At 58.9% G+C, this 13,798-nt stretch carries 14 protein-coding genes; 4 read left to right on the forward strand and 10 right to left on the reverse strand.

The window, feature by feature from the left end; genetic code table 11:
* Nucleotides 1–65 precede the first annotated feature (65 nt).
* From Q0K43_RS07185 to Q0K43_RS07205, 5 genes are all read right to left on the reverse strand, one after another.
* Complete coding sequence (locus tag Q0K43_RS07185; protein WP_297289876.1) at nucleotides 66–1,328, reverse strand: ABC transporter permease; 1,263 nt, start codon at nucleotides 1,326–1,328, stop codon at nucleotides 66–68.
* A 1-nt stretch (nucleotide 1,329) separates the two neighbouring features.
* On the reverse strand, nucleotides 1,330–2,271 hold the full coding sequence (locus Q0K43_RS07190) for an ABC transporter permease (protein ID WP_297289877.1): 942 nt from the start codon (nucleotides 2,269–2,271) through the stop codon (nucleotides 1,330–1,332).
* Between the two features lie 438 nt (nucleotides 2,272–2,709).
* Entirely contained in the window at nucleotides 2,710–3,588 is an 879-nt protein-coding gene (locus tag Q0K43_RS07195; RefSeq protein WP_297289878.1) for a GNAT family N-acetyltransferase, read from the reverse strand.
* Between the two features lie 16 nt (nucleotides 3,589–3,604).
* Nucleotides 3,605–4,525 carry a DUF2156 domain-containing protein gene (locus Q0K43_RS07200; RefSeq protein WP_297289879.1) on the reverse strand — a complete coding sequence of 307 codons (921 nt, stop codon included), beginning with the start codon at nucleotides 4,523–4,525 and terminating at the stop codon, nucleotides 3,605–3,607.
* Nucleotides 4,526–4,662: 137 nt separating this feature from the next.
* On the reverse strand, nucleotides 4,663–5,841 hold the full coding sequence (locus Q0K43_RS07205; RefSeq protein WP_297289880.1) for a DEAD/DEAH box helicase: 1,179 nt from the start codon (nucleotides 5,839–5,841) through the stop codon (nucleotides 4,663–4,665).
* Between the two features lie 273 nt (nucleotides 5,842–6,114).
* On the opposite strand from Q0K43_RS07205, the gene Q0K43_RS07210 reads away from it, so the two are divergent.
* Complete coding sequence (locus tag Q0K43_RS07210; RefSeq protein WP_297289881.1) at nucleotides 6,115–6,294, forward strand: YlcI/YnfO family protein; 180 nt, start codon at nucleotides 6,115–6,117, stop codon at nucleotides 6,292–6,294.
* Nucleotides 6,295–6,370: 76 nt separating this feature from the next.
* On the opposite strand, the gene prmA is transcribed toward Q0K43_RS07210, so the two are convergent.
* Genes prmA through Q0K43_RS07225 form a run of 3 tightly spaced genes read right to left on the reverse strand, consistent with a single transcriptional unit; the run spans nucleotide 6,371 to nucleotide 8,755 of the window.
* A complete protein-coding gene (gene prmA / locus Q0K43_RS07215; protein ID WP_297289882.1) occupies nucleotides 6,371–7,315 on the reverse strand; it encodes a 50S ribosomal protein L11 methyltransferase in 945 nt (314 codons plus the stop codon).
* Nucleotides 7,315–8,187, reverse strand: a complete 873-nt coding sequence (locus Q0K43_RS07220) for a DegV family protein (protein WP_297289883.1) — start codon at nucleotides 8,185–8,187, stop codon at nucleotides 7,315–7,317. Before Q0K43_RS07220 ends, prmA begins: the two co-directional genes overlap by 1 nt.
* A 37-nt stretch (nucleotides 8,188–8,224) precedes the next feature.
* Nucleotides 8,225–8,755, reverse strand: coding sequence for a DUF1836 domain-containing protein (locus Q0K43_RS07225; protein WP_297289884.1), 531 nt, complete (start codon nucleotides 8,753–8,755; stop codon nucleotides 8,225–8,227).
* A 313-nt stretch (nucleotides 8,756–9,068) separates the two neighbouring features.
* Between Q0K43_RS07225 and Q0K43_RS07230 the strand changes: the two genes are divergently transcribed.
* From Q0K43_RS07230 to Q0K43_RS07240, 3 genes are all read left to right on the forward strand, one after another.
* On the forward strand, nucleotides 9,069–9,929 hold the full coding sequence (locus Q0K43_RS07230) for an ABC transporter substrate-binding protein (protein WP_297289885.1): 861 nt from the start codon (nucleotides 9,069–9,071) through the stop codon (nucleotides 9,927–9,929).
* 142 nt (nucleotides 9,930–10,071) lie between these two features.
* Nucleotides 10,072–10,770 carry an amino acid ABC transporter permease gene (locus tag Q0K43_RS07235; RefSeq protein ID WP_297289889.1) on the forward strand — a complete coding sequence of 233 codons (699 nt, stop codon included), beginning with the start codon at nucleotides 10,072–10,074 and terminating at the stop codon, nucleotides 10,768–10,770.
* Nucleotides 10,757–11,479, forward strand: a complete 723-nt coding sequence (locus Q0K43_RS07240; protein WP_297289886.1) for an amino acid ABC transporter ATP-binding protein — start codon at nucleotides 10,757–10,759, stop codon at nucleotides 11,477–11,479. Before Q0K43_RS07235 ends, Q0K43_RS07240 begins: the two co-directional genes overlap by 14 nt.
* A 310-nt stretch (nucleotides 11,480–11,789) precedes the next feature.
* On the opposite strand, the gene Q0K43_RS07245 is transcribed toward Q0K43_RS07240, so the two are convergent.
* Both Q0K43_RS07245 and Q0K43_RS07250 read right to left on the reverse strand, forming a co-directional pair.
* Complete coding sequence (locus Q0K43_RS07245) at nucleotides 11,790–11,987, reverse strand: hypothetical protein (protein ID WP_297289887.1); 198 nt, start codon at nucleotides 11,985–11,987, stop codon at nucleotides 11,790–11,792.
* Between the two features lie 30 nt (nucleotides 11,988–12,017).
* Nucleotides 12,018–13,798 (reverse strand): Cna B-type domain-containing protein (locus tag Q0K43_RS07250; protein ID WP_297289888.1); only part of this gene is annotated, 1,781 nt, incomplete at its 5' end.

The following is a 13,798-nucleotide window of genomic DNA, read 5'->3' on the forward strand; positions in this document are numbered from 1 at the left end:
GGAGATCCTTCACTTCCAGCAGCTTGCCGGTTTTCTGTTTTTCTTCCATGGTGTCTCCTCCTTTCTTACTTCTTCAGACGGGGGTCAAGGGCGTCCCGCAGGCCGTCGCCAAACAGGTTCAGGCACAGGATCAGGATACTCAGGATAATGGCGGGAATAAACAGGCGATAGGGATAGCTCTGCAGGCCGCTCAGGCCGTCGGAACACATGGAGCCCAGGCTGGTCATGGGGGCGGAAACGCCCATGCCCAGGAAGGACAGGAAAGACTCGGTAAAAATGGCCGAGGGAATCTGCAGGAAGGTGGTGGTGACGATCTGGCCCACGCAGTTGGGCAGCAGGTGGCGCTTGATGATGCGCCCGCCCTTGGCGCCCAGGGCCCGGGCGGCGGTGACATACTCCTGCTCCTTCAGCTGGAGGATCTGGCCGCGGATAATGCGGGACATGGTCACCCAGTACAAAAGGCCGAAGGCGATAAAGATGGCGATCAGGTTGGGCCCCAGAATGGTGACAAAGTTCTGAAGCGGCCCGTCGCCCGAGTTTTGGAATTCCTCCAAAATGGGTTTGAGGGTGGCGCCCAGCAGCAGAATGATCAGCACTTCGGGAATGGTATAGATAATCTCAACAATACGCTGCATGACAGCGTCCACCTTGCCGCCGCAATAGCCGGAGATGGAGCCGTACAGCGCGCCGATGACCAGCACGATGATGGCGCAGCAGATGCCCACGATCATGGACACCCGGGTGCCGATCATGGTACGCACCATGATATCGCGCCCGTGCATATCGCAGCCGAACACATGGGGGAACACAAACTCGCCGTCGGCCATGCGCTGGAGTTCGTCATTGGTATAGCCAAACAGCCGGGGCGTAATGTTTTCCGTGCCGCCGGCCTTGATCTTGGCCCGGATCTGGGCCTCCTCAACACGGGTAAGCTCCCGGCCCTCGGCCTCAGCCTCGGCCCGGGCCTGCTCAATGGCGGCTTCCGGATCAAGAGAGGCCTGATCCTCCAGGGAGTAATGCCAGGGATGCAGATTGGCGGCGCCGGGGATCTGCTCGTCATAGCCGTAGGGCACGATGGCAGGCCCGACAAACGCAAACAGGGCCAGCAGGATCACGATAACCATGGCCACCATGGCCACCTTATTGCGGCGCAGGCGGCGCCAGGCATCCTTCCAATAGGACACGCTCTTGCGGTCCTGAATAAAGCTCTCCTTTTCCTCGGCGCTGGCCGACTCAAAGGCGTTTTCAGGCAGTTTGTTCCAGTCCAGAATATCCTCAATATCAGGCTGAAGGGAGCCGAGGACTCTTTTTCTCTTTTTCTCTGCCAACTCAGTTCCCTCCCTTGCTCAGATTGATCCGCGGGTCTACCAGCTTGTACAACAGGTCCACCACCAGGTTCATAATAATGATAAAGGCCGCCAGGAAAATGGTCGTACCCATAATAATGGGATAGTCGCGGGCCTGAATGGACATTACGAAATAACGGCCCAGACCGGGGATGGAAAATACCTTCTCCACCACGAAGCCGCCGCACAGGGTAAAGGCAATCTGGGGACCCAGATAAGTGATGACGGGGATCAGCGCATTGCGCAGGGCATGCTTGAAGATGATCTTCTTGTTCTTCAGGCCCTTGGCACGAGCCGTCTTGATATACTCCTGGTTAATGGAGTCCAGCATGGCGGTACGGGTCTGCCGGGACAGATAGCACATGGGGTAGAAGCCCAGCGCCGCGCAGGGCAGCACATAACTCTGCCAGGACCCGTCAAATGTGGTTGGGAACAACTTGAATCCCTCGATACCGCCCGTCAGCAGGTGCAGCAGGATAGTCGCCACCACAAATCCTGGCATGGAGATACCTATCGTACATATGACTCGTAATAGGCTGTCTACCCAGGTACCTCGCTTATATGCGGCTAGACAGCCCAATGGGACGCCCACCAATATGGCCCACAGGATGGCAATAATGCCGATTCTGGCCGAAATGGGGAACATGCTGGTAATAATGTCCAGCACCGGGCGGTCCTTCTGCATCTTTAGGGAGGTGCGGAAGTCGCCGTGGAGGATATCCTCCAGATACAGTCCCAGCTGAACGATGACCGGCTTGTCCAGGCCATACTTCGCATTCAGGGCGTCAATGGTGGCCTGAGTCGGGGTCTTCTCAGACAGCCACGGGCTGCCCGGAACGGCGTTCATGAGGAAAAAAGTAAGGCAGATGACAATGAACAGGGTAATCACTGCCATCAGCACTCTTTTCAAAATGTATTTTGCCATTTCTTCACTTCCTATACCATTCTCTGTTCGTTTCTGTAAATCGCCCCACAATAAACGTCTGTTTATTTTATCGTAATTAGCACCTTCCGTCAAGAGTTCTGACGCCTGAATTTGATGGAATGGCCGTCAAATCTTGCAGCCGTCCGCCACAGAAAGACATTTTTCTGCATAATTGTCCATTCCTTTCTTCGCCCTCGATTGCTTTTTCCCCTTGTATCATCTGCTTTTCATTACTTTTTCTCGCTAATGCGATAAAATTACTTAATATTTATTCATAAAACAGCCCTCTATATTCATTTGCATGGCATTCCTGCAAAATGGCAGCTTTGAACCTGGGGCCACCATCCGGTTGCAAAATCCACGTCCCAGAAAAGCAAAGCGGACGGAACGCAACCTATCGCGTCCGTCCGCTTTTTCCTCATTTCTTTTTCCGGGCTGTCAATCAAATCCCAGGCCCATATAGCCCTGGGTATCCGCGCCCCACAGGGCCCGCTTATCGGGATCATACCACTTGATCATGCCGAAGGGTTGGAGGTAGCTGCCCCGCATCCCGTCCCACTGGGCGGGGGTACGGGCAAAGCACCGCTGTCCCGGCATTCTGGCCGCCAGGGCGGCCAGGCCCCGGGGCATATACTCCGGCGGCAGCAGCAGCTCCTTAAAGAGGACGCTATCCGCATCCAGGTATTCCGCCGCCGCACAGCCCTGGAAGTCGCCCGCCGTGATCTGGTACAGGCCGCCGCCGGTCATTTTGCCTATGCCCTCCTGATAGCGGATCTGGGTTTCACTGTAAGACACCGACGGAATATCGGCCAGCACCCGTTCCCGAATGGCATTGTACTCCGCCGGGGTAATGGCTTTGATCCGATCCTGGGGATGGAGGGCGGTGGTCATGCTCCGCAGCAATTCCACCTTCCGGGTGTAAAATGCGGGCAGGAAATCCACTATGCCGAAGAACTTGAACAGGCTGGCTTCTGCGGGCACTACCGTGGCGCAGTCCGCCCCCCGCTCCTTTAAAAACAGATCCACATAGCCCAGCAGCTGCTGGCCGTAGCCCTTGTTGCGTGCCTCCGGGGCGGTGGCCAGCGCGTAGATATAATAGGCGGATGCCGTTTCCCCGTTGGGCAGGCGGAGGGTCTGGGGCAGCAAGGCCAGCATAGAGGCCAGTTTTCCGTTTTCCAGCAGTAAAAGCATATTCTCCGGCCGCCAGCAGCATTCATAAAACCAGTCGATATAGCGGGGATCGTCCCCAAAGGCGGTCTGCCACAGGGCCTTCTGCTCCTGGATCTCGTCAGACCGGGATTGGCGGATCTCTACCATAGGAATACTCCTTCCTCTATCGGACAGGCCTCATAATGGCGGCGTACTTCTCCACCAGCAGGTCTGGATAATAGGATAATTTTGCTTTTCTAAGGCCTTCCACGCCCATGTCGTCCTCCCGGTTGAGGTACTTTACCTCCGGGTGGTGCTGGCGCACCCATCTGGCAAACTCCCGGTTGATCATGGCGTAAGCCCCCTGAAGTTCGCCGTAAGCCTTCTCAAAATGGACGTCGTAGGTGTCGGCGGACAGCTTGTCCCCCATGGTAAAGGCCACAACCTCGCCGTATACCCGGATCAGGCCGCCTTCCAGGCCCAGCTGCTGGTAATGTTCCATCGCGGTGCGCAGGGCGATGCCCTCATCCCCCAGATCCCGCTCTTCCGCCTCCCCCTCCCGGGACAGGGAGCGGCGGTACCACTCCCGGTCCATCTCCAGGCACTCGCCCAAACTCTCAGGGGTGATCTCTTCATAAACCCAGGTGGGGTTATTCTCCATAAAGCGATTGATATGGTTGCGTTTGGCGTGGAGCTTCTTGCCCCCCAGGTCGGCCAGCCGGTCGATCTCATAGAGATAGTCAAAACCGTCCCGGTCGGCCAGGTACTCAAAGCGGCCGGGGAAGAACTCCTCCAGCTCGGCCATCTGGCCCCGGGTCAGACACACCAGGCGCAGGGGCTGCCCCCGGCGGGCGGCATCCTCCTCCAGGGCACGGATGGCTCCGGCAATATCGCCCGCCCCGGCAGGATACATATAACTGCATCCCATCCGACCGCACAGGTGGGTAAGCAGGAATCCGTTCCCCTGGGCAATCTCCACGCCATAGGCCTTTTTCCACACAAAAATATTGGTAAAATTATAATCGCAGCCCCGGTAGTTGCCCCGGGCCAGCAAACCGTCCACCCAGGATTTATCCGACGGGGCGGGCGTTTTAAACTCTATCATGGGAGTTTCTCTCCTAACCATTTCCTAGTATGCCGACATGATAGCACGGCAATCTGTAAATGGCAAGAGAAATTGGGCGAACGTCCCCGAAACACAGCAACGGACGGCCTGCGGCCGTCCGTGACAGGCGCGTACACCTAGCCTTCCACCAACATCAGGCAGCCGTCCTGATCGTATTTCAGCCGCTGGACCTCCGCCTTGGTGTTGCGGACGATATCGTCCATACGAATGCCCTCGGTAACGGTAGCTACAAATGTATAGGCTACCCCGTGGCGGCGGGCTCTTCCGGTGCGGCCAATGCGGTGGGTATAGTTCTCCATCTCATCGGGCACATCATAATTGAATACCGCATCCACGTCGTCAATGTCCAGGCCCCGGGCGGCCACGTCGGTGGCCACCAGCACCTTGATCTGACCCTGTTTGAACTTCTCCAGGGTCTTTTCCCGCACCCGCTGCTGGATATCCCCGTGGATGGCCTCGCAGGAGATGCCCCGCATTTTCAGCAATCCCGCCAGCCGGTCGGTCATATTCTTGGTATTGCAGAAGGCGATGGCCCGCTCGTACTCCCCGTGGGTAATGAGGGCCACGATGGTGTCCAGTTTCTGCTCCCGGCCGTCCAGGTCGATGCGGTACTGGGTGATGTCGGGCTTGGACTCCTCCACCGGCCGGACGGTGATCTCAATGGGGTCACGCTGGTACACCCAGGAAATATCCATGACCTCCCGGCTGATGGTGGCGGAAAACATGCCCATGTTCTTCCGCTGTTTCAACTGGTCCAAAATGCGGGTCACATCCCGCACAAAGCCCATGTCCAGCATCCGGTCGGCCTCATCCAGCACCACCGTCTCCACCTTGTCCAGGCGAACAGTGCGCCGCTTCATGTGGTCCATGAGCCGGCCGGGGGTGGCCACCACGATCTGGGGCTTCTTCTTCAGGGTGTTGATCTGCTTGTCAATGGGGGCGCCGCCGTAGAGGCAAACGGTGCGCACCCCCTCCTTAAACTCACACAGGTCCCGCAGTTCCTCCTGGATCTGCACCGCCAGCTCCCGGGTGGGGGCCAGTACCAGAGCCTGGACCTCCTCCCGCGCCGGGTCGATGTGTTCCACCATGGGAATGCCGAAGGCAAAGGTCTTGCCGGTGCCGGTGGGGGCCTTGGCGATCACGTCCTTCCACTCCATGAAGTAGGGGATGGCCCCGGCCTGAACCGGAGTGGCCTGGACATAGCCCTTTTTGTCGATGGCTTTCATCACTTCCGGGGACAGGCCCAGATCAGCGTAATTGACGGTCTCGTTGACCTGCTCGCCGTTGATCTCCATGCGTACGATACTCCCTTTCGTTTCGTTTTGCCTGATTCAAGGTCCCCACAGGCATCGAAACTCCCTTTCGTACCCAACGCCCTCTTTCCCCGGGGCGCGACCTCAAATCCTACCGAAAAAGTGTACCATACTCCACAAAAAATTGCAATCCTTTCACTTCAGGCCTTCCATGGCGGACAACTCCGCCCTCGGTTGTCTTACGTTTTGTCTTACATATTTATAGCACAAATTGTATTACGTTGTAAAGGACAAACTGTAAGACGTGGTGATGCTATGACAAAATTTAAACTGCCCGCCATACCCGGCACGACCTCAAAAACCATCCGCTTTCCCAACCGCATTTTGGAAGAAGTGGAGCAGGCCATCCAGGGGACGGACTGTAATTTTTCCCAGTTTGTGATTGAGGCTACCCGGGTGGCGCTGGAAAACCTGAAAGAAACAGAAAACGAATAGCGACCCACCAAAGTCCGCCTGTCTTTCCGCATAAAAAGGACGTACCGCCTCAGCGGTACGTCCTTCTTTCTTTTCTTTACGCCCGTTTGGCGGCCAGGGATACCCAGCCGTTCTGTTCCCGGCGGCGGATGACCCGCAGCCCGTTGCGTTCCAAGGCGGCCGCCACCTCGTCCGCCCGGGTGTCAATGATGCCGGAGCAGAGAAACACGCCGTCGTCGGTCATCCATTCTCCCGCTTTGGCGGACAGGGGCATAATCACGTCGGCCACGATGTTGGCCAGCACCAGGGGATAGCAACCCCCGCCCAGTTCCCGCACCAGGGCCTGGTCGGTGAGTACGTCTCCCGCCCGGACCGTATACCGGTCCTTGCCGATACCGTTGAGGGCGGCGTTTTCATAGGCCACATCCACCGCCTTGGGGTCGATGTCTACCGCCACAGCGCAGCTGGCCCCCAGAGCCATGGCCGCGATGGACAGGATGCCGCTGCCACAGCCCAGATCCAGTACCGGCTGGCCGGGTACGGTGTACTCCTCCAGGCCCATGAGACACAGTTGGGTGGAGGCGTGGTTGCCGGTACCGAAGGTGAGGCCGGGATTGAGATACACCGGCGTACGGCCCTCCGGCGGGGTCTGATCCCGCTCCCATTCGGGAACAATCCACAGCTTTTCCCCCACCGCCATCGGTTTATAATACTTTTGCCAGCAGTGGGCCCAGTCGTTGTCCCCCAGGGAGGCGGTGGTATAGGGCTGGTGGATGCCCTCCATCCAGCGCTCCAGCTGGGCTTTTCCGTCGTCGTCATCGGTGACGTAGAACTTGACCCGGCACACGCCCTTCATGCGCTCCAGCAGGTCCTCGTCCACATAGTCCCAGTACTGGCGGTTCTGCTCCAGGAAGGTCTTGAAGTCCTCCTCGTCCTCAATGGCGAAGCCGGTAACGCCGTTGGCGGTAAGCCGGGCGCACAGGCCGTCCAGCTCCGCCTCGGTGGTGTCCACCACCACCTCCAACCACTTGATATCCTCCATCACCGGACGCTCCCCAGGAAGAACAGTGCCACGGTGCCAGGGCCGGAGTGGGCGCCGATGACGGGGCCCACATAGTTGATGACCACAGTCTTTACCCCAAAGCGGGCCTTCACGTCGTCGGCCACCTTCTGGGCATCAGCCAGGCAGTCGCCGTGGCTGATGAACACCACCTGCTCTCCCGGGTTCTGGGCGGTCTCGGCCATGTGATCCACCAGGGCTTTCAGAGAGGCGTTGCGGCCCCGGGCAGTGCCTACCTTGATCAGGTGACCCTCGTTGTCCACATGCATCACCGGCTTAATGGACAGCATGGTACCCAGCACGGCGGTGGCGGCGGAAATACGGCCACCCCGCTTGAGGAAGTGCAGGTCATCCACAGTGAACCAGTGGCACAGGTTGAGCTTGTGGGCCTCGGTCCAGTCCCGGACCTCTTTAATGCTCTTACCCTGTTTCTTCTGCTGGGCGGCATACCACACCAGCAGCCCCTGGCCCAGAGAGGCGCACAGGGTATCCACCACATACACCTTCCGGGCGGGATACTGCTCCATCAGCTCCTCCGCCGCAATCTGGGCGGAATGGCAGGTGGCGGACAATCCGGAGGAGAAGGCCAATACCAGAACATCCTTGCCCGCCTTCAGCATAGGCTCGATGGTCTCGGTATAGTCGGCCACATTGACCGCCGAGGTGGTGGCCATGGCCCCGCCCCGCAGTCTGGCATAGAAATCCCCCGGGTCGATGTCCCGGTTGTCCGGCCAGTTATAATAGGTCTTGTCCTCCATCGTAAAGGACAGGGGCAGGACCTCTACCCCCAACTCCGCCACCAGTTCCGCCGACAGATCGGCGGAGGAATCCGTTAAAATGACATACTCACCCACGGTGCTGATAACCTCCCGTTATGATCTAATGTTAAGTTTAGTCTTTCTTTTTCTTCTCCGGCTGGGGCCGCTTGGCCCGCAGCAGTTCCAGGATGCGCTGGCAGGCCAGCTTGTCGGCGTAGCTGCGCAGCGCCAGAGCCAGGGCCAGGCCGGGCAGGTCCTCCTCCCCGGCAGTGGGGTCCAGGGACCCGGCGGTCACGTCCAGGGCCCGGTCCAGCTCCATGCAGAACTGCTCATACAGCTCCCTGGGTTCCCGGTCCTGGGAGGCCGCAGCCAGCAGCAGCCCGGCGTCCTTCACCGACAGTACCTGCTTCAGGGCACACAGAGCGGTCAGATAGGCCAGGTGGGTGCGGGAGTACCGCTTGCCCTCCGCCCGGGGCATGGCCCCATCCTTAATATAATTATTCACCATGGCGGAGGTAAGGGCCTCCCCCTCGCCATAGTGGATGAGCTGGCGGGGCATATAGTTGATCAGCTGATCCATGTAGAGGCCAATATCAGGGAACCCTTCCCAGTCCACCGGCCGTTCGCCCTCCAGCCGCTCCTTTAAGGCACGGATCTCTTCCAAAAGGCCGCCTCCTTTCTGGTTTTAAAAACCACATCTGAAAATCTCGCCGCCATTATACCACATTATTTCAAAAGAAGTAAAGTCCTTCAGTGGCTGAAAACAGGCCTTTTTCCTCACATAACACTATTATGTGACCGTTCCGGGCCTGTTTGCCGGGCAGAGAGAGAATCACTGAAAACCCAACCGTTTTTTGTACGCTTTGACGGTTGAATAAATATTGCATTTTTTTGAATATCGTGTATAATAAGAGACACTTCAAGTAAGGAACGCATTGAGGATCGCGTGAAATAGGATGAATAGGAGAGAATCTGTCATGAAGAACTTTAAAAAGCTGGCCCTGATGGGCCTGACCGCAGTCATGTCTCTGTCTCTGCTGGCCGCCTGCGGCGGCGGCAACGGCGGCAGCGCCGAGACCCCCGCCAACAACACCGAGACCTCCGCTGTTGAGAACAGCGAGACTCCCGCCGGCAGCACCGAGACTCCCGCCACCGGCGAGTTCACCACCGTGGAGGCCGGCAAGCTCCACATGGCTACCAACGCCGCCTTCCCTCCCTATGAGATGACCACCGACGACGGCGGCTTTGAGGGCATCGACGTGGAAGTGGCCCAGGCCATTGCCGACAAGCTGGGCCTGGAGCTGGTGATCAACGACATGGACTTCTCCACCGTGGTCACTTCCGTGCAGCAGGGCAAGTGCGACATGGCGATGGCCGGCCTGACCGTCAATGAGGAGCGTCTGAAGAACGTGGACTTTACCTCCAGCTACGCCACCGGCATCCAGGTCATCATCGTGAAGGAAGGCTCCGAGGTCACCATTGACAATCTGGGCGATCAGCTCATCGGCACCCAGGAGGGCACCACCGGCTGGCAGTACTGCACCGACGACTTCGGCGCTGATCACGTCCAGGCCTTTACCAGCGGCGCCGCCGCCGTGCAGGCTCTGGTAGCCGGCAGCGTGGACTGCGTGGTCATCGACAACGAGCCCGCCAAGGCCTATGTGGAGGCCAACCCCGGCCTGACCATCCTGGACACCGAGTATGCGGTGGAAGATTACGCCATCGGCGTGTCCAAGGACAACCCCGCCCTGCGGGAGGCCATTGACGCCGCCCTCGTCGAGCTGATCGAAGACGGCACCGTTCAGACCATTGTTGACAAATATATCACTGCCGACTAACGGCTATCTCAGAACATTTTAGAGGGGCGGCTTTTGCCGCCCCTCTTGTTGAGGAGTGTGAAAAATGGGCTTTTGGGAATCCATTGAAGCCACCTTTACCGCCCTGCGGACGGCGCAGGAGGCCATCCCCTTCCACATCCAGATGCTCCACGATTTCTATCAGAGTTTTGTGGAGGGCGACCGCTGGCTCTTGTATCTCAAGGGCCTGGGTACCACCTTCCAGATCACCATCGCCGCGCTCATTCTGGGCGTGATCCTGGGCATTCTGGTGGCTGTGGTGCGCACCTCCCACGATCAGCAGCGCGTGGGGCGGCGGAACCCTGTCTTGGGCTTTTTCAACGTGATCTGCAAGATCTACACCACCGTCATCCGGGGCACCCCCATGATGGTGCAGCTGCTCATCATGTACTTCGTCATCTTTGCCGGCACCCGCAATACCCTGGGGGTAGCCATGCTCACCTTCGGCATTAACTCGGGCGCCTATGTGGCCGAGATCATCCGGGGCGGCATTATGTCGGTAGACCCCGGCCAGATGGAGGCCGGCCGGTCCCTGGGCCTGAGCTATGTGCCCGTCATGAAGGAGATCGTCATTCCCCAGGCCATCAAAAATATTTTGCCCGCCCTGGGCAACGAGCTGATTACCCTGTTTAAGGAGACCTCCATCGTTACCGTTATCGGACTGGTGGACCTGACCAAGGTGGCCATACAGATCCAGGCCCGCACCTATCAGGCTCTGATGCCCTTCTTCGGCATCGCGCTGGTTTACCTGGTGGTAGTCATGGTCCTCACCTGGCTGCTGGGCATCTTTGAAAGGAGGCTGCGCCAAAGTGATAAGCGTTGAACATCTGAGCAAGTCCTTTGGGGATCATCTGGTGCTGGACGACATCAGCGAGACCATCCAGGAAGGAGAAAAGGTGGTCATCATCGGGCCCTCCGGCTCGGGCAAATCCACCTTCCTGCGCTGCCTCAACCTGTTGGAGACCCCCACCAAAGGTACCATCACCTTTGAAGGCACCCCCATTACCGATCCCAAGACCAACATCGACCTGATCCGCCGCCAGATGGGCATGGTGTTCCAGCACTTCAACCTCTTTCCCAACATGACTATTCGGAAGAACATCACCCTGGCTCCCGTCCGCACCAAGCTGATGAGTCAGGCCGAGGCCGACGACACCGCCACCGCCCTGCTGAAACGGGTGGGCCTGGAGGAGAAGGCCGACTCCTATCCCGCCCAGCTCTCCGGCGGCCAGAAGCAGCGCATTGCCATTGTGCGGGCCCTGGCCATGAAACCCAAGGTCATGCTCTTTGACGAGCCCACCTCCGCCCTGGACCCCGAAATGGTAGGGGAGGTGCTGGAAGTCATGAAGCAGCTGGCTGACGAGGGCATGACCATGGTGGTGGTCACCCACGAGATGGGCTTTGCCCGGGAAGTGGGCAGCCGGGTGCTGTTCATGGACGGCGGCAGGATCCTGGAGCAGAACGATCCCCACGCCTTCTTTGCCAATCCCAAGGAACCCCGCACCATTGAGTTTTTGTCCAAGGTGCTGTAACAATTCCGAGAAACAAAAGTACCCCCGCGTGAGACGTCTCACGCGGGGGGCGTTCTGCGTTTCAGGTAGGGAGGGCGGGGAGCGGAACCCCTGCGCATGAGCCCGCTTCCTCACACTCCGTAACAGTTTCTGCGTTCACCGGCAGGCCTCGTCAGGTCTTTCGGTAGGTTCCGGCGTCCCCTGCATGGCTTACCCATGCAGGGGCGCCGTTTTGTTGTTGTTAATCCGCTTTTACGTTCGGCCGGGGGACCGCCTTCTTTCAGAGGGGGCAAGTTCCCCGTGCCCCGTCCTCCAGCGGAGAGGGTGGGAGTCACCCGTCCGCCGGGGACGAAGCTGCCGTCTGCTGTGCAAGCTGTGCGCTGTCAATCAGGCGGAGCAGTTCCAGCGCGCTGCGAAACGACTCTTTCCGGCCTGTGTCGATCCAGGTAACCGTACCTTGCCAGGTGGCATGCTGGGTATCCAGGATCTGCACCATAACATTGGTGCGATGGGATGACTCTTTCTTCATTTGCTCCCTCTCCTGCCTATAGGGGAATGCTCAGTTTTCCTCCTGCTCTTTTTTACGATTGCTGTGCAGCACCAGGGTCAGGCCAGCGGCCGCAAGGGCGGCGGACAGGCCCAGCAGACTCGCGGCATTGGCGGTCACGTCGTCTGCGGTGGTGCCGGTCTGGGGCAGATTGCCGGTGGGCACTTCGGGATCGGGGATCTCCACATCGGGCTCGTCAGGCTCGCCGGGGTCGGGATCGGGGTCGGGGTCGGGGTCGGGATCGGGATCGGGATCGCCGCCGCCGGGAACGGGAGGATCGGGGATCTCTTCCTCTTCCACGGCATAGTACAGGTCAACCACCTGGTTACGGCGGATGTTGGTGCCGGTGATGGGATCACCGTCGGCGTAGTTGAAGGTGTAGGTCACGCCGTCCACGGTGATGGTCTCCCGCTCCTTGTCGCTGAAGTCCCAACTGCGGCCCTCACGGATGCGCTCGCTGACAAAGCTCTCGGCGATCTTGTTGCCGTCCTCGTCGTAGTAGTTGACGGTAACCTTGTAGTAGTCGGGGCTGGGCGTTCTGTAGCGGAACTCATAGAGCAGCGTGATCACATAGGTCTCGCCCGACTTGGTCAGGGTAACGGTGGGCACCAGCTTGCCAGTGCCGTCGTCCACGGCGGGATCGCCGCTCACATAGGTGAACTCTTCCTTGCCGTCGGTCTTCTTGTAGGTGTCGGTATCGCCCTCGGTGACGGTGATGATCTGATCCTTGGTGCCGTCAATCACGTCGCCGGTTACCATGCTGCTGGCGCCGGGAACCAGGTCGCCGTCGGAGTAGTAGTTGTACACCCGATCCACACGGTACTGGTAGAGCTTGCAGCTGTCGTAGGTGTTGGTGATGGTGGTCTGGACCTCATTGGTCTCATAGCCGGTGGTGTTGTAGGACACCTGGAAGGTGTAGTCGCCGGTGTCCTTGTTGAAGGTGATGGTCTCGCTCTCCGCCACGGGGTTCCAGGTCTTGACGCCGGCGTCGTCCTGGGTGAAGTAGCCCTCCTGGACGGTGTAGCTGTAGTACTTGCCGGTGGTCAGGTCGTAGCGATCCAGGTTCTCGAAGGTGTGGGTCCACTTGCCGTCGGCGTCGGGCTTCAGCTCCACGTTGTAGGCGTCGCCCATAGACACGCCGTCGCGATAGAGCTGGACGAACAGGCTGTCGGGGATGCTGTTGGCGATGGCGCCGACCCACAGCTTCTCCACGGAGACCTTCACGTCGCTCACCTGCTGGATGCGGTTGGTGAACTCAGTCTTGGCGGTGTTGGTGTCTGTCAGATCGAAGCCGCTCACCGCCTGCTCCTCGAAGAAGTAGGTGTAGCGGTAGCCCTGGCTGTTGCGGGTGGGCAGATCGTTGACAGTGGCGGTCCACTCCAGGCTCTCAGTGGCGGGCTTGGTCAGCACCACGTCCTGCACGAACTCGGCGGAAGCGGACTCCAGGGTGGTACCGGTGGTCCGGTACAGCTTGAAGGTGATCTCGCTGGGCAGATCCACCCAGGGGGCAATCCAGGTCTTGGTCACGGTGGCGCTGGTCTTGCCGGTGGTGATGTCGGTGAGCTTGTTGGTGATTTCATTCTGGTACGCGCCGTCGTAAATAACGGTGTAATCGCCGATGGTGCCGTTGTTCTCCACCTTCTGGTCGCCGTTCATCTCGTACACGGTGTAGACATAGGGGGTCTTCTGGTTGTCGCTGTACTTGGGCAGATCCTCAAAGGTGTACTTCCAGTCATTCGCAGCGGTGATGGTGGCGTCCTGGACCTTCACGCCGTTCCGGAACAGGGCGATGG

The sequence above is a fragment of the uncultured Flavonifractor sp. genome (assembly GCF_944383115.1).
Classification (GTDB): Bacteria; Bacillota; Clostridia; order Oscillospirales; family Oscillospiraceae; genus Flavonifractor.